Source organism: Limnohabitans lacus (assembly GCF_030053395.1).
GTDB lineage: Bacteria > Pseudomonadota > Gammaproteobacteria > Burkholderiales > Burkholderiaceae_C > Limnohabitans_A > Limnohabitans_A lacus.
Window position 1 is genome coordinate 336,721 of sequence record NZ_JASGBH010000001.1, and the last position, 23,685, is coordinate 360,405.

A 23,685-nucleotide genomic window follows, 5' to 3' on the forward strand; every position below is an offset into this window, starting at 1 on the left:
TGAGGCGATGAAATTTGAATTGCCGGCCCACAAAAAATTCGTGCACAAGCTGGTGATCCCGATCCGCTGGGGCGATATGGACGCGATGGGTCACGTCAACAACACCGTGTATTTCCGTTACCTCGAGACCATCCGCATCGATTGGTTTGAAGCCATCGGCTGCCAGGTCAACCCCCAAGGGCAGGGGCCGGTGATCGTGAACGCGTTTTGCAATTTCTACAAACAGTTCGAGTACCCAGGCGACATCCTGGCCAAGCTGTATGTGAGCGACCCGGGACGCACCACTTTTGAAAGCTGGTGCACGCTGGAGCGCACCGATCAGCCTGGTGTGGTGTTTGCCGCAGGTGGGGCCACCACCATCTGGGTGGACTTTCCGCAGCAAAAAGCCGTGACTTTGCCCGATTGGGTCAAGGACTTGGTCACGCCCTGAGCGCTCAGCCCAGGCGCGGCGCCTCAGGCTTTGGCGCCCACGGCGGTCCATTGGTCGGCATGGTTGGCCAACCAGTCTGTGGCTTGGGTGGGGTGGCCTAACTGCATGGGGTGAAAGTCTTTGCGGGTGTATTCCCAAACGGGTTTGGCCACGCGCCAGACCAGGCCATGGCGACCGAACAGGAATCGACTGGCCGACCACCAGGTGCTCGGTTTGAACAAGGTCTTGTCATGCCAGAGGTTGTTGACCGTTTGGCGCATCACATCGGTGCTGAACTGCACTGTCACGTACCAAAACCAGCGCATGCGCCAGGCGTGGTTGCCGCCCAAACGTTGGTACAGGTCAAAAGCCACGCACTTGTGCTCGGACTCTTCGGCGGCATGCCAGCGCCACAGGGTCTTGAGGGGTTCTTCGGCGCCTGCAAACCAGTCGCCAGGCTGGTCCAGACTTTCCAAGGTCAAGTCGCCAAAAATCGAGGTGTAGTGCTCGAAGGCGGCGGTGATCGCCAATTCATGCAGGTGGCCCTTGGCACTTTTGCTGAAAAACTCCTCACGGCCTTTTTTCAGGCGGCGCTCGGCGCGTGGGCCCCAGTGGTTGACCAAGCCTTGCTTCTCAAGGTGGGCGTTGTACAAGCCGTGCAGGTGGCGGTGCGTGGCCTCTTGGCCGATGAACCCTTTGGCCACACTTTTGAGGTCGGCGTTTTCGGGGGTGTCGGGCAGGGCCTTGGCGCCGTTTTTCACCGCGTCAATGAACGATTGCTCGCCCACTGGGAAACTCATGGACAGGGCATTGGCATACGCCGTCATGAAGGCATCACCGCCATTCCAGTGGCGTGAAAAGCCTTTGGACAAGTCCACCGACAGGCGGCGCACGGTCAGGTCGGTGGGGCTGGGCAATGTGGTGGGGGTGTTCATGGCGGATTGCTTTGCAAAAACATTCGGAATATGAGCATTATTCAGATTTAATAGGGGCCTGACAACTCGCGAACTGCTCAGATTTGAAAGTGTCCCCCAAATGTCCAAAGCAACTGCTCCCAAAATGCCGTCAGCCCCGAAAACAGGCCGTCGCCAGCCCATGCAGGTGCGTTCGCAGCAAACCATCCAGACCTTGTTCAAGGCCGCTGCTCAGATTTTGGACAAGGAGGGCGAGGCGGGTTTGAGCACCAACAAAGTCGCCGCAGCGGCGGGTTTTTCGATCGGCACCCTGTACCAGTACTTTCCCAGCAAGGAGGTGTTGGTGCGGGCCATGGCCGCCAAAGGGCAGGGCTTGGTGCTGGAGGCGCTCGAGGCGTATTTGGCGGCACTGGAAGGCCGGGCCGATGTGGCGCAAATGGATGCCAAAGAGCTGCTGCGGCAAGCGATCCGGATTTTGCTGAAAGGTTTTGCCGGTGGCAAAGGCTTTACCCCAAGCTTGATCCGTTTGGGTTGGGCCAGCGAGCAACCGCAAGAAACCGCCAGCGTGGTGCGCCAAGTCTCGGACCGGCTGGCCATCTTTTTGGAGCGCATCGAGCATCCCCAGTTGCCCCCGCCTTCGGCCGCTGTTTTGTTTGTGCTGACCCGTTCTGTGATTGGCACCTTGCGAAGTGCCAGCCTGGAAAAGTCGCCCTTGCTGGGCGGTGCGGCGTTGGAGGATGCCTTGGTGCAATTGGCCTGGGCCTTGCTGGCCCCGCCCCATCAGGCGGAGGGCTTGGCCTTGGGCAAGCGGCCCATCACATAAAACTCGGGGTTGGGCATCATGCCGCTGAAGCTGGCCATGCGGTTGCTCAGGCCAAAGAAGGCGGTGATGGCCGCGATGTCCCAGATGTCCTCGTCGTTGAAGCCGTGCGCGTGCAGGGCGGCAAAGTCAGCGTCGTTCACTTCGTCAGAGTGCTGGCAAACCTTCATGGCGAAGTCCAGCATGGCGCGCTGGCGTGGGCTGATGTCGGCCTTGCGGTAATTGATGGCCACCTGATCGGCCACCAGCGGTTTCTTTTCATAAATGCGCAAGATCGCACCATGGGCCACCACGCAATACAGGCAGTTGTTGGCCGAGCTGGTGGTGGTCACGATCATCTCGCGCTCACCCTTGGTGAGGCCACTCTCGCGCCCTGCGGACTCGGGCACCATCAGGGCATCGTGGTAGGCAAAAAAGGCGCGCCATTCGGCTGGGCGACGGGCAAAAGCCAGAAACACATTGGGCACGAAACCGGCTTTTTCCTGGACTTCGAGGACCTTGGCTTTGATGTCTTCGGGCAGGTCAATGATTTCGGGGGCGGGGTAGCGTGTGCTCATGGTTTCTCCAGGTTCGTTTGCATTTGATTATGCTCAACACACTTAAAGGAGCCTGTCATGTCCAACACACCCACACCTTCTCAACAAGCGCGCCAAGCGCGTCCCGACGATGCCGCATTTCAGGCAGGCATTGACACCCGCACCCAAGTCATGGGGGTGGAGTTTGTGGACCGCGCCTTTGGCAACGCCAACGACTACACAATGCCCATGCAGGAGTTCATCACCCGCAATGCCTGGGGCAACGTCTGGCAACGCCCCGGCCTGGACCTGAAAACACGCAGCTTGATCACCGTGGCCATGCTCGCTGCCCTGGGCAAACAACAAGAGCTCAAGGGCCATGTGCGTGGGGCGCTCAACAACGGTGCCACGCCCGAAGAGCTGCGCGAAGTCATGCTGCACGCCACCGTGTACTGTGGTTTTCCAGCGGCCATCGACGCGTTTCGCTCGGTCACCGAGGTGGTCCAGTCCCAAGGCTGAAGATCGAGTAACCAAGGCAACAAGCGCGCATTGACGGGCTGCGTCTTTTCACCGATTCTCGGCAGAGGAGACAAAAACCATGGAATTTTCAGAACTCATCAAGGCCCGAAAAAGCGTTCGCGGCTACCTGCCCAAACCCGTGCCACGCGCGGTGATCGAAGAGATCATCGAGGTGGCCAAGTGGGCGCCTTCGTCGATGAACACCCAGCCTTGGCATGTGCATGTGGTCACGGGCGAGCCCTTGGACCGTATTCGACGGGGCAACACCGAGAACATGCTCAAGGGCGTGCCGCCCAAGCGCGACTTCCCAATGAAAGAGTCCTACGAGGGCATTCATCGTAAACGCCAGGTCGACATCGCGATTCAGCTGTTCGACGCCATGGGCATCGCCCGCGACGACAAAGAGCGGCGCACCGATTGGGTCATGCGCGGATTTCGGCAGTTCGATGCCCCTGTGTCGCTGGTGCTGACCTATGACAAATACCTCGAACCTGCGGCCATCAGCCAGTTTGACTTGGGCGCTTTGTCGCATGCGCTGGTGTTGGCGGCGTGGGAGCGCGGCCTGGGCAGCGTGATCAACGGCCAAGGCATCATGCAGTCGGCCGTGGTGCGTGAGCACGCGGGCATCCCCGACGATCAGAACATCATGATTTGCATCGCTATGGGCTACCCGGACGAAGACTTTGTGGCCAACAGCGTGAAGTCGGTGCGCGAGGACGCCGCCAACTTTGTGCGTTACGTCGGCTTCTGAGCCCACTTTTGACCCAGGCGCCATCGGGCGATGGCGGCCGCCTCTGAGAGTGAAGACCCCATGAACTTGAGTAAAGACGAGCTGGCTTTTCGTAACGAAGTGCGCGCCTTTGTGGCCGCCGAGTTGACCGATGAAATCCGCCTGGGCGGGCACCGCACCTCGGGCATTTTTTCGGACTACGAGGTCGGCATCCCTTGGCAGCGTGTTCTGGCCAAGCGCGGCTGGGCTGCGCCGCACTGGCCGGTGGAGTGGGGCGGCTGCGGCTGGTCGCCCAGGCAACACGATATTTTTGCCAGCGAGATGTCGGCGGCCGACGCCCCCAAAGTTTCGCCTCTGGGGCTGGTGATGGCCGCGCCCGTGCTGGTGGCGTTTGGCACGCAGGCCCAAAAAGAGCGTTGGCTCGCGGACATCCGCAACGGTGTGAGTTACTGGTGCCAGGGCTACAGCGAGCCGGGTTCGGGTTCCGACTTGGCCTCGCTGCAGTGCCGCGCCCGCCGCGATGGCAACGAGTGGGTCATCAACGGCTCCAAAATCTGGACCACCCACGCCCACCGCGCCACGCACATGTTTTGCTTGGTGCGCACCGACAACAGTGGCAAACCGCAGCAAGGCATCAGCTTTTTGATGTTCGAGCTGAACAACCCGGGCATCCAGATCCGGCCGATCATCAGCATCTCGGGCGATCACGAATTTAACCAGGTCTTTTTTGACGAAGCCCGCGTGCCTGCTGACGCGCTGATCGGAGAAGAAAACCAGGGCTGGACGATTGCCAAGTTTTTGCTGGAGCACGAGCGGGGCGGCTCATCTGCGCCGTTCTTGCGGGGCCGCCTGGCCCGCTTGCGCGAGTCCTTGCAAGAAGCCTTTGCGCAAGGCGCGCCGGGCACCGAGCACGAAGACATCGCCTTGAGCTTGGCCAATGCACAGTGCCGCATCGACGCCTTGCACGCTTGGGAACAAGAGGTGCTGACCGCTCGCATTGGCGGCGGCACGCAGCCTGCCTGGATGCCGGCTGCGCCGTCCATGGGCAAAGTGCTGGCGACCGAGCTCAAGCAGCACCTGACCGAGCTGGGTCTGGACATTGCAGGCGCCTATGGGGCTACCAGCCTCACCATCGAAGAGGCCAACGCCCACGCGCTGCCTGTGCCTGAAGAGTCGGTGTTTGCGACGCGGGCATACCTGAACGACCGAGCCGCGTCGATTTATGGCGGCACCAACGAAGTGCAGCGCAACCTGATTGCCCGCCACGTTCTGGGGGCCGAGGTGGTGGAGCCCGTGTTGCCACTGGACGAGACGCAGGCCATGCTCGTGGCCAGTCTGCAAGGCTGGCTGCAAGACAAGTTGCCGTTTGACAAACGCGCAAAGATGATCGCCACGCCTGAGGCGATCGCACCGCTGTGGCGCGGTCTGGCGCACGAGCTGGGCCTCTTAGGCGCTGCGCTGCCTGAACACTTGGGTGGCATGGGCGGTGGATTGCCCGAGCATTTGCTGATCTGCCAGGCCCTGGGTGCTGCTTTGGTAACCGAGCCCTACAGCAGCTCGGCCGTGCTAAGTGCCAACTTGCTGCAGGCGCTGGGTGACCCGGCGTTTGACGTTTTGCTGCAAGGCCTGGCCGAAGGCCAAGTGCGCTTGGCCGTGGCGGCCTTGGAGCCTGCCGGGCGCACGGATCTGAGCCGGGTGCAGACGCGTTTGCACAATTCAAACGGCCAGTGGCAGATCACCGGGCGCAAAGCCCTGGTGCGCGGCGCGCCCGGGGCCACACATTGGCTGGTCAGCGCACGAGACGACGCGGGCCAGCTGCGCATCTGCCTGATCGACCCCGCAGCTAGCGGGGTGCAGCGGCGTGATGTGCGCTTGATCGACGGCGCTTGGGCGTCTGAGCTGGCGTTTGACCAAACGCCTGTGCAAGCCCTCATCGGCCAAGGCGATGCACTGGACGCACTCTCTCAAGCGTGGGACACGGCCACCTTGGCCGCCGGCGCTGAGGCCGTGGGCGTCATGCAGGCCTTGATGCGCGACACGCTGAACTACACCAGCCAGCGCAAACAGTTTGGCCTGCCGCTGGCGGCCTTTCAGGCTTTGCAACACCGCATGGCCGACATGTACATGGCCCTGGTGCAGGCCGCAGCGGCAGTGGGCGCTTGTGCCCATGTGCTGGGCGACAGCCCCGAGCGCCGCGCTGAGCGGGTGTCATCGGCCCATGTGACGGTGCTGCGTGCGGCGCGTTTGGTGGGGCAGGGCGCGGTGCAGTTGCACGGCGGCATGGGCATGACCGACGAGCTGGCTGTGGGCCATGGCTTCAAACGGCTGACAGTGATCGAGCAGCAGTTTGGCGGGATGGCGCAGCATTTGCGGCGTGTGGCAGGTTTGACCCGCGCCTGAGCTTTTGTATGCTCAACCCCGCATGAGCTTCTGGATGAGATCTGCCGCCCCTGAGGCTTGGTATTTGCGCATCAGCTTGACGCGGTAAATCTCGACGGTTCGGTGGCTGATGCCCAGAGATTTGCCAATCTCTTTGCTGGTCAGGCCATCCATCAGGTGGGCAGCGACTTCGCGTTCGCGGGCGGTGAGTTCGGCCTTCACGGGTTTGCGGGCCGAGAGGTCTTCAAAGGTCCAGATGCCGGCTTCGTGCGGGGCGTCGCGGTTCAGGGCCCGTCCGGTCACATGGCACCAAAAAGTCTCGCCTTTGAAGCGGCCGTCCACGCGTTTCATCACCCGGTCGTCGGCGTACACGCCCTTGGCGTTCAAGATGGGGGTGATGCGCTGGCCGGTGCGTTCGTACTCGTCAGCGCTGGGGTAAAGCAGCTGGAAGGTTTGGCCGATCAGTTGTTCACGCGGCACGCCAAACATCTCGCACACGCGTTGATTGCAATCAACCATGGTGCGGTTGCGCGAAAGCACCATGCCGATGGGGGCCAGGTCAAATGCCAGGCGGTAATCGATGTCGTGGACGCTTGCAGTCATCAGGGCTCACCATTACGAAAAACTACGTATCTGAATACGTAGTATCGTAGCGTTTTCATCCACTGTCTGGAGTTTGGTGTGAACAAGATTTTTCCTTCCGCAGCCGAGGCCTTGAAGGGCATCGTCGCTGACGGTCAACTCATCGGTGTCGGCGGTTTCGGCCTGTGCGGCATCCCTGAAGCCCTGATCGCTGCGTTGCGCGACAGCGGTGTGCAAAACTTGACCGCGATTTCCAACAACGCGGGTGTGGACGATTTCGGTCTGGGCTTGCTTCTACAAACCCGCCAAATCAAGAAAATGATTTCGTCTTATGTGGGTGAGAACAAAGAGTTCGAGCGCCAGTACTTGGCGGGCGAGTTGGCTTTGGAGTTCACCCCCCAAGGCACGCTGGCTGAAAAGCTGCGTGCAGGCGGTGCGGGCATCCCAGCTTTCTTCACCAAGACCGGTGTGGGCACCCTGGTGGCCGAAGGCAAAGAGTTGCGCGAGTTCGATGGCGAGACCTATGTGATGGAGCGCTCGCTGGTGCCCGATGTCTCGTTGGTCAAAGCGCACCGCGCCGACAAATCCGGCAACCTTCAGTTTCGCTATACCTCGCGCAACTTCAACCCGGCTGTGGCGATGGCCGGCAAGATCTGTGTGGTCGAGGTCGAGGAGATCGTCGAGACCGGCGACATGCACCCCGACAGCGTGCACTTGCCCGGCATTTATGTGCACCGCATCGTGCTCAACACGAAGCCGGAAAAGCGCATCGAGAAACGCACCATTACAGAAAAGGCGGGAGTCTGATATGAGCTGGAGTCAAGACCAAATGGCCGCCCGTGCGGCCCACGAACTGGAAGATGGTTTTTATGTGAACCTGGGCATTGGCATCCCCACGCTGGTGGCCAACTTTGTGCCCGCCGACAAGGAAGTCTGGTTGCAAAGCGAAAACGGCATGCTGGGCATTGGCCCCTTCCCAACCGAAGACGAGGTCGATGCCGACCTGATCAACGCGGGCAAGCAGACCGTCACGACCATCAAGGGCTCGTCGATTTTTGGCAGCGAGCAGTCGTTTGCCATGATCCGCGGCGGCAAGATCAACCTGTCCATCCTGGGCGCGATGCAAGTGACCGACAAGGGCGACTTGGCCAACTGGATGATCCCCGGCAAGATGGTCAAGGGCATGGGCGGCGCGATGGACTTGGTCGCTGGCGTCAAGCGCGTGATCATCTTGATGGAGCACGTCGCCAAGAAGAAAGACGGCACCGAAGACATGAAGATCCTCCCCGAGTGCACATTGCCGCTCACCGGCAAGGGCGTGGTCGACCGCATCATCACCGACTTGGCTGTGATGGACGTCACCGACGCGGGCCTCAAAGTGGTCGAGTTGGCGCCGGGCGTGACGCCTGAGGCGCTGCAGGCCAAGACGGGTGTGAAGCTGATCTTTTGATCTGGTGTTCACATGAATCGTTCAAAAGCCGCGTACAACGCGGCTTTTTTGATGGTTTGAAGCTACCGGTTAACTGTTAACTACCTATTGAGATAAATTTTCAGATCACATATATTAAAAAAGTAATACAAAATAAATTTTGAATTGTTCTTTTTTGGTATGAATGAATCTTTTTCTGATCTGACTCGCGCTGATTTTCTGTACAAATCGCGTGAAGCCCAAAACATCGGTGTTCATGAATTGGCCAAACGGGTGAATTTGTCACCAGCACAAATTCATCAATTGGAGTCGGGTACTTTGGCCCCCGGACAGCGGTCATTGTTTTACACACCGGCCATTGAGCAAAAAGCAGCCATCAAGTGTGCCCATGCATTGGGTGTGGATATTCAAACCCTGTGGTCAGGTTCGGAGAAGGCCGCAGCGCCCCATGCAACCTTTCTTCCAGACCTGAAAATCCTGGATGACCTCGTGGTCTTGCTGAAAAAGCAATCCATGGCGCAAGAAATGGGTGAAAGCGATCGTCGCATTTCGTGGAAGTGGTTGTTCATTGCGCTGGTGGGCTTGTGGATGGCAGGGGCGATGGGCTTCTATGGTCAGCAAGTGCTCGAGTGGTCTCAAGAACGACATGGTCAGAATGCTGCGCCGCTATCTTTGGCCCACGCACTCGCACCCACTGAGAGTACGCAGGCTTCGGCGCAGCCAGAACCCACGGTGGACATGCTCTCTGCTGCTGTGGCTGAAACCCCTGCCGCATCGGTGGTGTCTCAGGCCGATGCCCTTTGCGACAGCCCATCTCCCCAGTCCACCATGCGCGCGAGCCAAGCCTCCAAAGCTGGCAACAGCGTGCATGTGGTCGCCATCGCCGACCTCGTCATGTGCGTGCGAGATGGCTTGGGCAAGCAAACCGCCTTGACCCTCAAAGCGCAAGAATCACGCACGCTGCTGGGCCAAGCGCCGTGGAGTGTGCGTGTAGATAAGCCCTTGCCCACCAAGCTTCACATGTATTTTCAGGGCCAAAAGATTTATTGGCCCGAAGGCGAGTTGAGTGGCGTGATCTTGAAAGAAGTCGCTGGCGACTTCTAAGGCTCCAAAAAGTTCAGCACCCCAAGCCCCTTTTTGAGGGGCTTTTTTACGCGGTGATTTGTGCTTGCAATCGAGCCACTTGCTGGCGAAGTTGTTCGTTTTCGGCACGCAGCCGCAGCACCTCTTGCTGCAGACTTTCATTGCTGCTGTCTTGAGGCTGTGAGGCCTCGGTTTCGGCTGCGTTGATTGAAGACTTTTCTGCCAATGTGCGGATGCTTTCTCTCACCCGCTTGGCCGCTTGTTTCAGCTCGACTTTGCCGCCCAGGGCGGCGCTGGCTTGCTCTTGCACGGGCAGCGTGGCCACGGCCGCGGCCGCATTGATGGAGATGTCCCCGGCTTTGACGGCTGCCACCAGTTCTGGGGCGGCTTGCTTTTGGATCTTTTCAATTTGCAGGACTTGGCTGCTGCTCAGGCGTGCCGCCTTGGCAATGTCCGAGCGGCTTTTCAGTGCAGGCTTTTCGGCGGTGGCGGTGTCCGTTTTTTCATGCACCGATGCTTGGCGCGCCGCCAAAATGTCGCGTTTGCGCAGGGCCAGCACGCCACGCTGAAAGTCGGACACGCTGCGCCGGCCCAAGTGCTGGTCGATCATCCACAGGTGCACATCTTCCATCGACTGAAAGCGCGTGTTCTGCACGGTCTGAAAGGGCAGGCCGTGTTTTTCGCAGATGCCGTAACGGTTGTGCCCGTCCACCAGCACATCGCCCCACAACACCAAGGCATCGCGGCAGCCTTCGGCCAGGATACTGCGCTCCAGCGCCAAGTGCTCGTCGGGTGTCAAGGGATCGATGTAGGCCTTGAGTTCTGGGTTGACAGTGATCTTCATGTGCAAGGGGATGAAATGCCGAAGGCCCCTTGCGGGGCCTTCTGTGTGTGCTGGAGCGGGTGATGGGAATCGAACCCACGTTATTTGCTTGGGAAGCAAGAGTCCTACCATTGAACGACACCCGCAATGGGGTTGATTGTACGTTGCCTGCGGCTGCAGTTCGGGGCACAAGCAAGTCTCACGTGTGACGATTTTCCACTTGGGCTATGGCTTACCCCGTGGACGAAGCGGCCGCGATGGCTTAACTTGCAGTTTTACTGTTCAACTGGCATTTTTCAACATGAGCATTGACCACACACCCATCGAAAACATTTCCGCCAATCAGGCCGATTCGCAGCGCCGCAAAACCTTGCAAGGCATGGCGGGCATCTTGGCGGGCATGACCGCACCCGCATGGATCAGCTCCGCATGGGCGCAGGACAAATTCCCCAGCAAACCGATCACCTTGATCGCCCCCTGGCCCCCCGGCGGCAGCAGCGATGCCGTCATGCGGGCGTTTGCCGAGAGCGCTTCGCGGTCCTTGGGCGTTTCCGTCATCGTGGACAACCGGCCTGGCGCTGGCGGCACCTTGGGGGCCACGGCCATGGTCAATGCCCGGCCCGACGGCTACATGCTCACCCAGTTGCCTCTGGGCGTGTACCGCTTGCCGCACATGCAAAAAATGCCTTTTGACCCGGTCAAGGATCTGACGCACATCGCCTGCCTGACCGGCTACACCTTTGGCTTGGTGGCCACCATGGATGCGCCGTTCAAGACGCTCAAGGAAATGGTGGCCTATGCCAAGGCCAACCCCGGCAAAGTGGAATACGGCAGCACTGGCACCGGCACCACGCCCCACCTGGCCATTGAAGAGTTTTCGCAAAAGGCCGGCATTGAGCTCAACCACATCCCCTACAAAGGTTCGGCCGAATTGATGCAAGCGATTTTGGGTGGCCACATTCGCGTGATGAGTGGCACCACCGAATTCGCCCCCTTGGTCAAAGAAGGCAAACTGCGCCTATTGGCCACCTTGGGCCGCAACCGCACCAAAGCCTTTCCCGATGTGCCCACCGTCAAAGAAAGCGGTTGGGACACGATCACCGAGTCGCCCTTTGGCATCGGTGGCCCCAAAGGCATGGACCCTGCCGTGGTGCGGGTGCTGCACGATGCGTTCAAGAAAACCTTGGAAGACCCCAAAGTGCTGGAGACGCTGGACCGCTTCTTCCAGCCCGTGATCTACATGGGCACCGAGGAATACACCCGATACGGCGCACGCACCTTTGAAGCGGAGCGTTCCACCATCGAGCGGCTGGGCCTGGCCAAGAAATGACGAAGGCACCCGCAGGTGCCTTCCGAAGCATTTGAAAGAGCCGCCAAATGGGCGGCTCTTGTTATTTCAGGATGTCGCCCACGCAGAGGTACTTGATCTCCACATAGTCGTCGATGCCGTGGCTGGAGCCCTCGCGGCCCAAGCCCGACTGCTTGACGCCGCCAAAGGGCACGTGCTCGGTGGCCAAAATGCCCACGTTGATGCCGACCATGCCGTATTCGAGCGCTTCACTCACGCGGAAGATGCGGCCCACATCGCGGCTGTAGAAGTAGCTGGCCAGACCAAACTCGGTGTTGTTTGCGGCGTCCACCGCTTCTTGCTCGGTCTTGAACTTGAAAATCGGCGCGAACGGACCAAAGGTTTCTTCTCGGGCGCAGACCATGTCGGCCGTCGCGTCGGCGATCACGGTGGGCTCAAAGAACTGACCGTCCAGGCGCTTGCCGCCGGTCAACACGCGGCCGCCTTTGGCAATTGCGTCCTTCACATGGCGTTCCACCTTGTCGAGGGCCGAGGGCTCGATCAGCGGGCCTTGGTTCACGCCGTCTTCAAAGCCATTGCCCACCTTGGCGGTTTTGACTTTGGCCGCGAACTTGGTGGCGAACTCTTCGTACACCGACTCCTGCACATAAAAGCGGTTGGAGCACACGCAGGTCTGACCCGCATTGCGGTATTTGCTGGCGAATGCGCCTTCCACAGCGCTGTCAATGTCGGCGTCTTCAAACACGATGAAGGGCGCGTTGCCGCCCAGCTCCAGCGACATCTTTTTGACTGTGGGGGCCGACTGCGCCATCAGGATGCGGCCCACTTCGGTGGAGCCGGTGAAGCTGATGTGGCGCACCACGTCGCTGGCGCACAGCACTTTGCCGATGGCGATGCTTTGCGGGCCGTCGGCTGTGATGATGTTGATCACCCCGGCCGGGATACCCGCGCGGATCGCCAGCTCGGCCGCAGCCAAGGCCGTGAGCGGGGTTTGCTCAGCGGGTTTGATGACGACGGGGCAACCGGCTGCAAGCGCTGGGGCCACTTTGCGGGTGATCATGGCCAGGGGAAAGTTCCAGGGCGTGATGGCCGCGCACACGCCAATGGGCTGCTTGAGCACCAACAAACGGCGGTTGTTGTCGAACTGGGGCAGGGTCTCGCCGTTCACGCGCTTGGCTTCTTCGGCAAACCATTCCACAAAACTTGCGCCATAGGCCACTTCGCCACGCGACTCGGCCAGCGGCTTGCCGTTTTCTGCGGTCATGAGGCGGGCCAGGTCTTCGGTGTTGGCAATCAGCAGGTCAAACCAGTTGCGCAAGATGGTGCTGCGCTCTTTGGCGGTCTTGGTTTTCCAGGGGCCCCAGGCGGCGTTGGCGGCGGCAATGGCAGCTTCGGCTTCGACCGCGCCCAGGTTGGCCACGCTGGCCAAGTGCCCGCCCGTGGCCGGGTCGGTCACGTCAAAACGCTGGCGACCCACCACCCATTGGCCATTGATCAGGGCGTCGGTTTTGAGCAAAGTCGGGTCGTTGAGCAGGGCGAGGGGGGAGGTGTTCATGGTGATTGGATTTTCGTGAAGTCAGTGAATTGGGCATGGCCTAAGAAACAGAGCATACCGACCCCGCAATTTCGCAGATGTCACCTGTGCACACTGAATGCGCAGCCAAACAAGAGCCAAGCATCAAAGCCGTGTTGCGCTCGCTTATATTGCACCAATGGACCACAACTTCACCCGGCTGCTGGACACGCTGGCGGCTTTGCCAGCGCACCCCATCAAACTCAGCACCCCCCAAATTTTGCAACGCTTGCAGGGCAAGGGGCACAACGCAACGCTGCGCACGCTGCAGCGCGACCTCAATGCCCTGAGCGGCCATTACCCGGACATCGTCAAGCTGGAAGGCAAACCCGCGCAATGGGGCTGGCGCGAGGGTGCGCCCGTGTTGTTCTTGTCACAAATGGGCCTGCCGCAAGCCTTGGCGTTTGACTTGTTTGCACGCGAGTTTGCACCCGTCATGCCCGATGAGTTGCAAGCCCTGCTCAAACCCTGGCTGCAAGAAGCCGGGCGCAAACTGGCCAGCGCGCCGCGCGAACATGCCAGCCAGTGGGCCAAGAAAATCGCCATTCACCACGACGGCCCCCCTTTGTTGCCTGCACGACCATTGCCCGCCACATGGGCGCAAGTCTCTAAAGCCCTGTTTGAAGGCAAACAAATCAAGGCGCAGTACCGCGCTGCCCAAAAACCAGATGCCAAGACCTATGTATTGAACCCGCTGGGCCTGTTGCGCCGCAGCTTGGTCAGTTATTTGGTGGCTACATTTGACGGGCACCACGACCCGCGCCTGCTGGCCCTGCACCGCTTGGACAAAGTGCAGTTGCTCGATGACCCTGCCCAAGTACCCATCGGGTTTGATTTGAACACCTACCTGAGCCAAGACCGACTGAACATAGCCAGCGGCCAAACCTTGGCGCTGGAGCTGCACCTGACCCGTGGCGCTGCCGAGCATCTGCAAGACACACCCTTGTCACAAGACCAAACCATTGAAGACCTGCCCGAACAAGCCCATTGGGTGTGTGTGCGGGCGACTGTGAGCGAGTCGCCGCGCTTGGTGTGGTGGATTTTGGGGTTTGGCAAACGAGCCCGAGTGATCGGGCCAGAGCGCTTGGTCAAGCAGGTGCAAGAGCTGCGCGGGTGAGGCTTGACAGTCTGCGCCACTGCGCGTGAAGACCCAGCCCGTATTGCGCCCCCCAAAATCATCCAGCTCACACACCGCGTAGCGCACCTTGTCGTCCATTTATTCTCCGAGCCGGTACTTGCTCACGCACCAATACCGTGACGGGTTCAAAGCGCGTCACGGTCAAGGCGATGCTGACCGCTCTTGGCAATGACGGTCAGTCATTGCGGGTCTTTTTCACGAATGACGCGGATGGTGCCAAAAGGCGGGGTAGGTGGTGGGCATGGGTTGAGGTCTCTTTAACGGTTAAGGCTGGCGCGTTCTTCTATTAGCCTTCTGAGCAATTTTTGGGATGCAGTCAATGCTCTTTGCGCGTCAGGCTTTCGTGCTGAGGGATGATGGGTGCGAATGCAATGAATATGACGCTCCACCTCATCCGTCACATCCACCCTGAACTCCCATAAATAGGCCGTTTTTTGACAGTGATTTTGTTTTGGCAGGGCAACGCACTTGAGGAATTCATTGCGAGTTTTCGCAGCAGATATGCCACTCAAAAACACGATGAAATCAGGCTTCAAGATCTCAATTTGTTTTTGCAGCAATGCTTTTGAGACTGGCTTGATGAAGGATTCGTAGGGTTCTTTTTTAAAAATAGGGGACTTCCCGTTCCAATCAAAACAGTGCAAATTGCTCCAAACCCATCCACCGCTGTCATAACCCGAGCCAATTTGAGAGAGTTCTTTATCTAAGCCGCGTAGGTAGTTGTAAAACGTCCTGCCTTTATCATTTTTCGGTTTCTTCATGCCATTTCCGAAAACCTGCGCATGTCGGTGCATCGTTTTTTCAATGTAATCCTCAAGTGATTGATACTGATACCATAAGGACTCTGCAGGTAGGTCGTTTGGCCCCCGTTGATGCGTGGGTTTAGCAATAACTTCGGTCGCAGTCAAAGCTTGGCCTTCCTTGTCTCGCTTCAGCAGTGGATACCAGCCAGCAGTTTCAGCGCCGACCAGCATGATTTTTGTTTTCGAGTTTTCGTAGTTTGCAGAAACAGAAGGCAGAAACAAGCCAGACAATTTATTCAGTTCTGTTTCTTTTTTCTTTGCTGGATCAAGCTTTTCAGCCCAAAAACCTTCTTGTTTTTTGGGCTCTTTCGTGGCGTCTGCGGCATGCTTTTGAAGCACCTCTAAAAATATTTTTTTGAGTTCTTCGTTGGTCATTTAAAAAATCTCCATAGCTGTATGAGTTGGACAAAGTCGCCCAGCGATGCAAGGCGCGGTGAATCTATCACAGATGCCCGTCTGTATAGATGGCGAAACATCCAACTTCACCGCGCCGGTGTCGTCCCCGTTTGCGCCCCTTTTTCGTTGTAGGTGTAGATCCAGCCGCTGCGTTGGATGTTGACGCTATGGCTGGTGTAGCCCTTGAGTCCGTCGTTTGGACCATTGCCGCACGGCTTTACAAAAAGCTCTCGGTTTTGGTTGTCATAAACGTGAACCCAAGATCCGCGTTGGACGGCGTTGGCGATGCTCATGGTGATGTCCTTTCAGGAGTGGCGAGCGAGAAACGAGGCTGAAGCAGTCTGCCCCAGCCCGAGAAAAACAAGTATTTCAGGTCAATGTCCACATACCGTGCATCTCGGCTGTAGTGCAATTCGTGGGCCAGTTCGGTGCACATGCGCAGTGCTGATTGATGCAATGCTTCATTGGCTTCGGCATGCGGGCGCTCAGGGGGAACTTCCAGCAATTGATTCAGCACCCAGCACAACGCTTGCAGCCTGCGCTTGGCAGCGGGGTCTTGGGTGGGCAGTGTGACGCGTAGCGCCCAAGCCATGACGGTGCTGTCACCGGTGGTTTGCAGGTCCTCTACGGTCACATAGGCGGCACGGCGGGCATACAAACCATCGATCAGCTGTTGCGCGGCTTGTTTGGGCAGTGGGCCATCGCTATGGCCCAAGGCGCGTGGCTGCTGCGCCGTGCTGGCGGCTAACCAAGCACGGGCTTCTTCGTGTGCCAGCCAGGGCAGCATCTCGCTGGTCAGGCACAGGGTCAGCGTGTTTGCGTCATGGTCGATGCAGCTTGCGCTGGCCCATTGGGCCAGGGTTTGGTGGATGCAGGCTTGCGCTTGCGGGTTGTCAATGGGCAGTTCGACTTGCAAGAACGCTGTCAAGGCGTTGTCTTCGTCCATCAGGTGCGTTTCGTCCAGCATCACCTGGGTCGCACCTGCGGCATAGATGGATTCGATCCACCGCCGCGCCTGTTCGCTGCTGCCCGTGTAGTCGTACCAGATGGGCCAGCGTGCGGGGTGTTTGGCCCCGGGCTGCAGGGCGGCCAATGCCTCTGGCAGTCCTTGCCGTCGTTTGTTGGGTTGCCGTGGGGGACGGGCTTTTGCCAATTTTTCTATCTGCGCCACTGCCGCCAGCATGCGAGGGCGTGCGGCGCTGTTGGCGGTGTGAATGTGAATCACCGGCAGCTCAAAGCAGTGGCGGGTCACAGTGCCCTCTAGCCAAACCAACACGTCATAGCCCGTGCCAACGGTGTCGTCGCCCAAGTCGTGGTCCAAGCTGATTTCGGTGACCTGCTCGGTTTGCAGTGCGGTAATCACTTCGTGCGGCCAGCGCATCAAGGTCCAGCCATTGGGGGCGGGGCGAGTGTCATCAAGGAAGATTTTCATGGTGTATCCATGGCGTCAAAGGTAGATGGATGTGGCAAGGTGCCCTGTGCGTGCAGGGCGCATAAAGTTCGGCACCCACTGGCGCCCACCCGCAGTTGGGCGTCTTGCCCGCACAGTTCGCAAACACTGCGCGAGGCCGTGAGGGCCTGTGCGGCCAAAAGCGCTATCGCGGTCCGCTGCGGCTCAGACATGCCTGAGGTGTCGATGTGGATGCGCAAGCTGCCCAGTTTTTGCTTGATTTGCAGCACACGGGGTTGCTGCAAGTTCAGGCCCGCTTTTGCCATTTGGGCCAAGCAGTGCACGACCAGCGGCAACCAGCCTGCGTTGTGCTGCAGTGGTGGCAGGGCGGGGAAGAGCTGGCGCAGTTCGGCCTCGGTCATGTTTGCCCACATGGTGCATCCCCCCCAAAGGCGTTGATGTGGATGAGCCTGCACTGGGAGGCGGGCATGCTGCTGAGCGCTACGTCCAAGGCGCATACACGGTAGCTGTAGCGCTGTGGCGTGTGCTGGTGAGGGTTGGCTTTTGCAGTGGCGGCGTAATGCAGCACCAGCGTGACCTCCATTCGGGCATCGGTGGGCAGGCAGCCGGTCAAATGGGTCAACCAGTCGCCGTGGTGGGTCAGCGGGCAGGGTGCTTTGGGGTGGTTCAGCTTGGCCAGCAGTTCACGTTCGGCGGCTTGTTTGTGCAGTCGTTGATACACCTCGGCCAGCAGCTGCGCGTCCAGCAGTGCGCCATGAAAGTGACGCGCTGACCGGTCCACCCCAAAACGCGCACACAAAGCATCCAAGCTGTTGCGCTGGTTGGGAAAGTTTTTGCGGGCGATGGCCAGGGTGTCCACCACGCCAGCGATTTGTTTTTGCAGCGCAGGGCGTTTCAGGTGCAGGAGTTCGGCGTTCAAAAAGCCCAGGTCAAAAGGGGCGTTGTGGATCACGAGTGTGGCCCCTGCCACAAAAGCCAAGATGTCGTCGGCCAGTTCGGCAAAAGTGGGCTTGTCTTGCAAAAACGCGTCGGTGATGCCGTGAACTTGTGTGGCCTCTGGGTGGCAACGGCGCTGGGGGTTGATGTAATGGTGCAGAGTGCGGCCCGTGGGCTTGAAGTCAATCAACTCCAAGCAGGCAATTTCGATGATCCGTTCGCCATGTTTGGCCGATAGGCCGGTGGTTTCCGTGTCCAAAACGATTTGACGAAGGGGTGTGTGGGCTGGCTGGTGTGTCATGTTTTGGAGTGTGAAGCCGATATGCGACGTATGTTGTCGCATGTGAACCGCAGAAGCTGACGCCGGCTTCATACCAGAGCCTAAGGCCCCAAACTTATAATGACCGGCTGCATCTAAAGCAAAGAACACCATGAGCCAAACCGTTATTTCCGTCGCCGACATCCGCAAGACTTTCCTGGACTTTTTCGAGTCCAAGGGCCACACCGTGGTGGCGTCCAGCCCCTTGGTGCCAGGCAACGACCCCACCCTGATGTTCACCAACTCGGGCATGGTCCAGTTCAAGGACGTGTTTTTGGGCTCCGACAAGCGCTCGTATGTCCGCGCCGCGTCCGTGCAGGCCTGCCTGCGGGCCGGCGGCAAGCACAACGACCTGGAAAACGTGGGCTACACCGCCCGCCACCACACCTTCTTCGAGATGCTGGGCAACTGGTCGTTTGGCGACTACTTCAAGCGCGAGTCGCTGGAGTGGGCGTGGGAGCTGTTGACCCAGGTCTACAAGCTGCCCGCCGACAAGCTGTACGCCACGGTGTACATGGAAGACGACGAGGCCCATGCCATTTGGGAAGGCATTTTCGTCAAAGCCGGTTGGACGCCAGAGCGCATCAAGCAAGAGAACCGCATCATCCGAATCGGAGACAACAAGAACGGTCGCTACAAGTCAGACAACTTCTGGATGATGGCCGACACAGGTCCTTGCGGCCCGTGCTCCGAGATTTTTTACGACCACGGCGCGCACATCCCCGGCGGCCCACCCGGCAGCCCCGATGAAGATGGCGACCGTTTCATCGAGATCTGGAACAACGTGTTCATGCAGTTCAACATGGACGAAACCGGTGCCGTCACGCCGCTGCCTGCGCCTTGCGTGGACACCGGCATGGGCCTGGAGCGCTTGGCGGCCATCTTGCAGCACGTGCACAGCAACTACGAAATCGACATTTTTGACGCGCTGATCAAGGCCGCATCCCGCGAGACCGGCTGCAGCGACCTGAACAACAAGTCGCTGCGCGTGATCGCCGACCACATCCGCGCCACCGCGTTCTTGGTGAGCGACGGCGTGGTGCCTAGCAACGAAGGCCGTGGTTATGTGCAGCGCCGCATCGTGCGCCGCGCGATTCGCCACGGTTATTTGCTGGGCCAAAAGACCCCGTTCTTCCACAAGCTGGTGCCCGACTTGGTCAAGCTCATGGGCGCGGCTTACCCCAATATGGCCGATCAGGCCGAGCGCATTGCCGATGTTTTGCGCGTGGAAGAAGAGCGTTTCTTTGAAACTTTGGCAAATGGCATGGAGATTTTGAACTTAGCGCTACTGGGCCTTAATTGGCCTGGAATGACTGAAGATGAAGTTCGTGCTTTGCTTGAGGGGCGTATTCAGTCAACTGTGCGTCCTCTGGGGTCTTTAGATGGTGAATTGGCTTTCAAGTTGCACGACACCTATGGGTTTCCCCTGGATTTGACACAAGATGTTTGCCGTGAACAGGGTGTGGAGGTAGACGTTGAAGCTTTTGCCACCGCCATGGAAAAGCAAAAAGCCCAGGCCCGTGCGGCAGGCAAGTTCAAGATGGACAAGGCGCTCGACTATTCGGGCGAGGGCAACGATTTTGTGGGCTACGACGACCTGACGGCCAACGCCAAAGTGCTGGCTTTGTACGCCGACGGCAATGCCGTGACCGAGCTGAAAGCTGGCCAATCAGGCGTGGTGGTGTTGGACACGACCCCGTTCTACGCTGAGTCCGGCGGCCAAGTGGGCGACCAAGGCATGATTCACAACGCTGGCGGCCAGTTCAACGTGGCCGACACGCTCAAGATCAAGGCCGATGTGTTTGGCCACCATGGCGAGATCAAATCCGGCAGCCTGAAGGTCGGCGACGCGGTGCAAGCCCATGTGGACTTGGGCCTGCGTTCTGCCACCGTGCGCAACCACTCTGCTACTCACCTGATGCACAAAGCCCTGCGCGAAGTGCTGGGCAGCCATGTGCAGCAAAAGGGCAGCTTGGTCAACGCCGAGCGCACCCGCTTTGACTTTGCGCACAACGCGCCTGTGACCGATGCCGAAATCCGCCAGATCGAAGCCCTGGTCAATGCCGAAATTTTGGCCAACGCCGCTGCGCAAGCGCGTGTGATGGACATCGAGAGCGCCCAGAAAACCGGCGCCATGATGCTGTTTGGCGAGAAGTACGGCGAGACCGTGCGCGTTTTGGACATCGGCTCCAGCCGCGAACTTTGCGGCGGCACCCACGTCAAAGCCACCGGCGATATTGGCCTGTTCAAGATCGTGGGCGAGGGTGGCGTGGCTGCAGGTGTGCGCCGCATCGAAGCCGTGACCGGTGAAAACGCGCTGGCGTATTTGCAGTCACTCGAAGACACCGTGACGCAAGCCGCAGGCTCGCTCAAGGCCCAACCGGCTGAGCTGAACGCCCGCATCGCCCAGGTGCTCGACCAGGTCAAGGCGCTCGAAAAAGAACTGGCCGCTGCCAAAGGCAAGCTGGCTTCGGCCCAGGGCGACGAGCTGGCCAAGCAAGCGGTGGACATCAAAGGCATCAAGCTTCTGGTGGCCACGCTGGAGGGGGCCGATGCCAAGACCTTGCGCGACACCATGGACAAGCTCAAGGACAAAATCAAGACCGCCGTGATCGTGCTGACCGCCGTGGACGGCGAGAAGGTGCAGATCGCCGCAGGCGTGACCGCCGACACCACCGGCAAAGTCAAGGCGGGCGAGTTGGCCAGCTTTGTGGCGGCCCAAGTGGGTGGCAAAGGCGGTGGCAAGCCCGACATGGCCATGGCCGGGGGCACCAACCCCGCAGCCTTGCCCGCAGCTTTGGCCAGCGTGCAGGCTTGGGTGACTGAGCGGGTTTGAACGTCACCTTCACCGAAAGGCGCACCTGCTTGAGCGGGCGCGCCTTTTTTCTTGAACCATTGAAACCATCCGCTAGACCATGAACCCCTCGTTCGTGAACTTGGCCCGAAGAGGCTTTTTGGCGGCGGTGTTCACGCTGGTGCCCCTGTGCGCTGTGGCCCAGTTCGACAAACAAGCCTGGCCTGCCAAGACACCGACGCCGGTCTTGAACCTGCAAGACCTGCAAGGCCACACATGGACGACGGCCGCTTTGAAAGGCCGTGTGGTGGTGCTCAATTTTTGGGCCACTTGGTGCGCGCCTTGCAAAGAGGAAATGCCCACCTTGCAAGATTTGCACGATTCGCCTCAGGCGCCGGTGGTGATCGCCGTCAACGTCAAAGAGCCCAAAAGCCGCGTGCAGACTTTTTTGAACCAACGCCAGTTGAGCTTGCCGGTGGTGCTCGATGAGCGGGGCGATTTGGCCCGGCAGTGGGGCGTGCGCGTGTACCCCACCACGGTGCTGATCGCGCCCGATGGTCAGGCCCGTTGGCGGGTGTTGGGCGATCTGGACTGGGACGGCTTGCAGGCCGAGGCCTGGATCAAGGACTTGCAGCGCCTGCGCTGAAACGCCCTGAGCAGCCTCAGCGGGACGCATCAAGGATAATCGCCGCAGCTGTGCGCGCTGTGCGCCAGCTGACCTGCTTTCGGGGCATTGGCGTTCCACCTCCACAGGTGGCGCCTCGTGTGTGCCGACAGGTCTTGCCCCCACACCGGAGTTTCTTCATGACGACCGCTCGCCGTTCCTTGCTCAAAGGCGGTGCCGCCTTGGGCGCGCTTTTCGCGACCCCCACTTGGCTGCACGCCCAAACCCCCGACGCACAACGACGCTTTGCGCCCGAAGTTGGCACTTGGCGCACCTTTGACGTGACCACCCGCGTGGAGATCGCCGAGCCCCAAGGCGCCACCCGCATTTGGTTGCCCGTGCCCAGCGTGGACAGTGCTTGGCAACAGTCCTTGGACACCCGCATCAGCAGCAATGGCCAGGCCCGCATGGCCAGCGATGGCCAAGAAGGCACCCGTTTCGTGTCCGCTGAATTCGCCCCTGGCGTGCGCCCCGTGATCGAGATCACCAGCCGCGTGCAAACCCAAAACCGCGCCGCTGAGCTCAGCGCCCGCAACACCGCACCCGAAGCGGCCGACACACTGCGCTACTTTACCCGTGCCACGCAGATGCTGCCGCTCGATGGCATCGTGCGCACCACCGCCTTGAAAGCCACCCAAGGCGCCAAAACCGACGAACAAAAAGCCCGCGCCATTTACGACTGGGTGGTGCGCAACGCTTACCGCGAGCCCAAGGTGCGCGGTTGCGGCGAAGGCGACATCAAGACCATGCTGGAGACCGGCAACCTGGGCGGCAAATGCGCCGACCTGAACGCCTTGTTTGTGGGCCTGTGCCGCGCGGTGGGTCTGCCCGCCCGCGATGTGTACGGACTGCGATTGGTGCCTTCGGCTTTTGGCTACAAAGAGCTCTCGGGCAACCCGGCCAGTCTCAAAGGCGCACAGCACTGCCGCGCCGAGGTGTACTTGCAAGCCCACGGCTGGGTGGCCGCCGATCCGGCCGATGTGGCCAAGGTCATGCGCCTGGAAACCGCGCAGTGGCTCAAGACCACCGACCACCCCGTGGTGGCGCCTGTGTACAAGCACTTGTTGGGCGGCTGGGAAGGCAACTGGTTGGCTTGGAACACCGCGCACGATCTGCGCCTGCCTGGCTCCAAAGGCGACAAGCTCAACTTCTTGATGTACCCGATTGCTGAAACCGAGGAGGGCCGCTTGGACTCTTACGCACCCGATGCCTTCAAGTACACGATCACGGCCTCTGAAGTGAAGGCCTGATGGCTGCTTGAGGCCCATAGAAAAAGCCCCTGCATGGTTGGCGTGCAGGGGCTTTTTGCTGGCACTTCTTCAGACTTTGATGGCTTTGCTCATCATTATCTTGAACATGCGGCCTGCCATTCCTCGGGACATGAGGCGGCTCATCATGAACGCCATCATTTTGTTGCGCGCGCCGGGCACGGCATCGAGCTGGCGGCCCAAGGCGTTCAGGCCACAACGGGCCACGTCTTGCGGGCTCATGATGCTCATGCCCATGGACGCAAAGTCGATGCCGGTGGCTTTGGCCATGGGGGTGTCGGTAGGGCCTGGCGAGAGCACCGAGACATCCACGCCTTGGTCTTTCATCTCAAAGTGCAGGCCCGCTGCCAAGCCCATGATGTAGGACTTGGTGGCCCCGTACTGCGCCATATAGGGTTGCGGCATCCAACCGGAGAGGCTGGATACAAACAGGATGGCCCCGCGCTGGCGTTGTGACATGCCTTGGCCAAAGTGCCGTGCCAGCCGCATGGGGGTGATGACGTTCATTTGCACCATCTGCTGGTGACGCTCGGCAGAAGACGCCACAAAAAGCCCCAGGGTTTCGATGGCCGCGCAGGGAACCAGCACATCGATGGTCAGATCTTGTGTGGCCGCCATCACCTGGTCCAGTCCGTCTGCGGTCATCAAATCTGCAGACACGGTGCGCACCTGCACGCCCGTGCTCTCTTGCAAGGCTTTGGCGTGTGCCTTCAGTGCGTTTTCGTCGCGGGCTACCATCACCACATTCAGGCCATCTTGGGCCAGTTGCTGCACGATGGCGGCTCCAATGCCGGATGTGCCGCCAGTGACCAAGGCCCATTGGCCATAACGCTTCAAGCTGTTCATGAAAACTCCTTTTTTCTAACCGATC

At 59.6% G+C, this 23,685-nt stretch carries 24 protein-coding genes and 1 tRNA gene; 13 read left to right on the top strand and 12 right to left on the bottom strand.

Annotated elements, in window-relative coordinates; all coding sequences use genetic code 11:
* The first annotated feature begins 7 nt into the window (after window positions 1–7).
* Window positions 8–430: an acyl-CoA thioesterase gene (locus QLQ16_RS01710; protein WP_283222954.1), complete on the top strand. Its 423-nt coding sequence runs from the start codon at window positions 8–10 to the stop codon at window positions 428–430.
* Window positions 431–453: 23 nt separating this feature from the next.
* On the opposite strand, the gene QLQ16_RS01715 is transcribed toward QLQ16_RS01710, so the two are convergent.
* Window positions 454–1,344: a metal-dependent hydrolase gene (locus QLQ16_RS01715; RefSeq protein ID WP_283222955.1), complete on the bottom strand. Its 891-nt coding sequence runs from the start codon at window positions 1,342–1,344 to the stop codon at window positions 454–456.
* Between the two features lie 124 nt (window positions 1,345–1,468).
* Here QLQ16_RS01715 and QLQ16_RS01720 point away from each other — a divergent pair, with 124 nt between their 5' ends.
* Window positions 1,469–2,146 (top strand): TetR/AcrR family transcriptional regulator, encoded by a 678-nt coding sequence (locus tag QLQ16_RS01720; RefSeq protein ID WP_283222956.1) that lies wholly within the window; start codon window positions 1,469–1,471, stop codon window positions 2,144–2,146.
* Here the strand turns inward: QLQ16_RS01720 and QLQ16_RS01725 are convergent.
* Complete coding sequence (locus QLQ16_RS01725) at window positions 2,104–2,700, bottom strand: peroxidase-related enzyme (RefSeq protein WP_283222957.1); 597 nt, start codon at window positions 2,698–2,700, stop codon at window positions 2,104–2,106. The two genes, QLQ16_RS01720 and QLQ16_RS01725, sit on opposite strands and share 43 nt — an antisense overlap.
* 57 nt (window positions 2,701–2,757) lie before the next feature.
* On the opposite strand from QLQ16_RS01725, the gene QLQ16_RS01730 reads away from it, so the two are divergent.
* From QLQ16_RS01730 to QLQ16_RS01740, 3 genes are all read left to right on the top strand, one after another.
* Window positions 2,758–3,177 carry a carboxymuconolactone decarboxylase family protein gene (locus QLQ16_RS01730; RefSeq protein ID WP_283222958.1) on the top strand — a complete coding sequence of 140 codons (420 nt, stop codon included), beginning with the start codon at window positions 2,758–2,760 and terminating at the stop codon, window positions 3,175–3,177.
* 79 nt (window positions 3,178–3,256) lie between these two features.
* Window positions 3,257–3,928 (top strand): nitroreductase, encoded by a 672-nt coding sequence (locus QLQ16_RS01735; protein ID WP_283222959.1) that lies wholly within the window; start codon window positions 3,257–3,259, stop codon window positions 3,926–3,928.
* A 60-nt stretch (window positions 3,929–3,988) separates the two neighbouring features.
* Window positions 3,989–6,307 carry an acyl-CoA dehydrogenase family protein gene (locus QLQ16_RS01740; protein ID WP_283222960.1) on the top strand — a complete coding sequence of 773 codons (2,319 nt, stop codon included), beginning with the start codon at window positions 3,989–3,991 and terminating at the stop codon, window positions 6,305–6,307.
* A gap of 12 nt (window positions 6,308–6,319) precedes the next feature.
* Here the strand turns inward: QLQ16_RS01740 and QLQ16_RS01745 are convergent, their stop codons facing one another.
* On the bottom strand, window positions 6,320–6,889 hold the full coding sequence (locus tag QLQ16_RS01745) for a PAS and helix-turn-helix domain-containing protein (protein ID WP_283222961.1): 570 nt from the start codon (window positions 6,887–6,889) through the stop codon (window positions 6,320–6,322).
* 78 nt (window positions 6,890–6,967) lie between these two features.
* Here QLQ16_RS01745 and QLQ16_RS01750 point away from each other — a divergent pair, with 78 nt between their 5' ends.
* The 3 genes from QLQ16_RS01750 to QLQ16_RS01760 all read left to right on the top strand — a co-directional run bounded on the left by QLQ16_RS01750 (window position 6,968) and on the right by QLQ16_RS01760 (window position 9,401).
* Window positions 6,968–7,675 (top strand): CoA transferase subunit A, encoded by a 708-nt coding sequence (locus QLQ16_RS01750; protein WP_283222962.1) that lies wholly within the window; start codon window positions 6,968–6,970, stop codon window positions 7,673–7,675.
* 1 nt (window position 7,676) lies between these two features.
* Window positions 7,677–8,318 (top strand): 3-oxoacid CoA-transferase subunit B, encoded by a 642-nt coding sequence (locus tag QLQ16_RS01755; protein WP_100119696.1) that lies wholly within the window; start codon window positions 7,677–7,679, stop codon window positions 8,316–8,318.
* A 159-nt stretch (window positions 8,319–8,477) separates the two neighbouring features.
* Entirely contained in the window at window positions 8,478–9,401 is a 924-nt protein-coding gene (locus QLQ16_RS01760; RefSeq protein ID WP_283222963.1) for a RodZ family helix-turn-helix domain-containing protein, read from the top strand.
* A gap of 46 nt (window positions 9,402–9,447) precedes the next feature.
* Here the strand turns inward: QLQ16_RS01760 and QLQ16_RS01765 are convergent, their stop codons facing one another.
* Both QLQ16_RS01765 and QLQ16_RS01770 read right to left on the bottom strand, forming a co-directional pair.
* Window positions 9,448–10,224, bottom strand: coding sequence for a plasmid replication/partition related protein (locus tag QLQ16_RS01765; protein ID WP_283222964.1), 777 nt, complete (start codon window positions 10,222–10,224; stop codon window positions 9,448–9,450).
* Between the two features lie 51 nt (window positions 10,225–10,275).
* Window positions 10,276–10,349 (bottom strand) — tRNA-Gly (locus QLQ16_RS01770).
* Between the two features lie 155 nt (window positions 10,350–10,504).
* Between QLQ16_RS01770 and QLQ16_RS01775 the strand changes: the two genes are divergently transcribed.
* The gene (locus tag QLQ16_RS01775) at window positions 10,505–11,533 is read left to right on the top strand and encodes a tripartite tricarboxylate transporter substrate binding protein (protein ID WP_283222965.1); all 1,029 of its coding nucleotides are present in this window, start codon (window positions 10,505–10,507) and stop codon (window positions 11,531–11,533) included.
* Window positions 11,534–11,594: 61 nt separating this feature from the next.
* Here the strand turns inward: QLQ16_RS01775 and QLQ16_RS01780 are convergent, their stop codons facing one another.
* Window positions 11,595–13,073 carry an NAD-dependent succinate-semialdehyde dehydrogenase gene (locus tag QLQ16_RS01780; RefSeq protein WP_283223120.1) on the bottom strand — a complete coding sequence of 493 codons (1,479 nt, stop codon included), beginning with the start codon at window positions 13,071–13,073 and terminating at the stop codon, window positions 11,595–11,597.
* A 151-nt stretch (window positions 13,074–13,224) separates the two neighbouring features.
* Between QLQ16_RS01780 and QLQ16_RS01785 the strand changes: the two genes are divergently transcribed.
* The gene (locus QLQ16_RS01785; RefSeq protein ID WP_283222966.1) at window positions 13,225–14,202 is read left to right on the top strand and encodes a helix-turn-helix transcriptional regulator; all 978 of its coding nucleotides are present in this window, start codon (window positions 13,225–13,227) and stop codon (window positions 14,200–14,202) included.
* Between the two features lie 278 nt (window positions 14,203–14,480).
* Here the strand turns inward: QLQ16_RS01785 and QLQ16_RS01790 are convergent, their stop codons facing one another.
* From QLQ16_RS01790 to dnaQ, 5 genes are all read right to left on the bottom strand, one after another.
* Window positions 14,481–15,401, bottom strand: coding sequence for a uracil-DNA glycosylase family protein (locus tag QLQ16_RS01790; RefSeq protein WP_283222967.1), 921 nt, complete (start codon window positions 15,399–15,401; stop codon window positions 14,481–14,483).
* Window positions 15,402–15,508: 107 nt separating this feature from the next.
* Window positions 15,509–15,715, bottom strand: a complete 207-nt coding sequence (locus tag QLQ16_RS01795; RefSeq protein WP_283222968.1) for a hypothetical protein — start codon at window positions 15,713–15,715, stop codon at window positions 15,509–15,511.
* Window positions 15,712–16,854 (bottom strand): cyclic-phosphate processing receiver domain-containing protein, encoded by a 1,143-nt coding sequence (locus QLQ16_RS15780; protein ID WP_348534144.1) that lies wholly within the window; start codon window positions 16,852–16,854, stop codon window positions 15,712–15,714. Before QLQ16_RS15780 ends, QLQ16_RS01795 begins: the two co-directional genes overlap by 4 nt.
* Window positions 16,851–17,234, bottom strand: coding sequence for a hypothetical protein (locus tag QLQ16_RS01805; RefSeq protein WP_283222969.1), 384 nt, complete (start codon window positions 17,232–17,234; stop codon window positions 16,851–16,853). Before QLQ16_RS01805 ends, QLQ16_RS15780 begins: the two co-directional genes overlap by 4 nt.
* Window positions 17,231–18,070, bottom strand: coding sequence for a DNA polymerase III subunit epsilon (gene dnaQ, locus QLQ16_RS01810; protein ID WP_283222970.1), 840 nt, complete (start codon window positions 18,068–18,070; stop codon window positions 17,231–17,233). Before dnaQ ends, QLQ16_RS01805 begins: the two co-directional genes overlap by 4 nt.
* Window positions 18,071–18,200: 130 nt before the next feature.
* Here dnaQ and alaS point away from each other — a divergent pair, with 130 nt between their 5' ends.
* The 3 genes from alaS (at window position 18,201) to QLQ16_RS01825 (ending at window position 22,796) form a co-directional block, all read left to right on the top strand.
* Window positions 18,201–20,924: an alanine--tRNA ligase gene (alaS, locus tag QLQ16_RS01815; protein ID WP_283222971.1), complete on the top strand. Its 2,724-nt coding sequence runs from the start codon at window positions 18,201–18,203 to the stop codon at window positions 20,922–20,924.
* 79 nt (window positions 20,925–21,003) lie between these two features.
* Window positions 21,004–21,528 carry a TlpA family protein disulfide reductase gene (locus QLQ16_RS01820; protein WP_283222972.1) on the top strand — a complete coding sequence of 175 codons (525 nt, stop codon included), beginning with the start codon at window positions 21,004–21,006 and terminating at the stop codon, window positions 21,526–21,528.
* Window positions 21,529–21,686: 158 nt separating this feature from the next.
* Window positions 21,687–22,796 (top strand): transglutaminase-like domain-containing protein, encoded by a 1,110-nt coding sequence (locus QLQ16_RS01825; RefSeq protein ID WP_283222973.1) that lies wholly within the window; start codon window positions 21,687–21,689, stop codon window positions 22,794–22,796.
* A 69-nt stretch (window positions 22,797–22,865) separates the two neighbouring features.
* Here QLQ16_RS01825 and QLQ16_RS01830 read toward each other — a convergent pair whose 3' ends face one another.
* On the bottom strand, window positions 22,866–23,660 hold the full coding sequence (locus tag QLQ16_RS01830) for an SDR family NAD(P)-dependent oxidoreductase (protein ID WP_283222974.1): 795 nt from the start codon (window positions 23,658–23,660) through the stop codon (window positions 22,866–22,868).
* Window positions 23,661–23,685 lie beyond the last annotated feature (25 nt).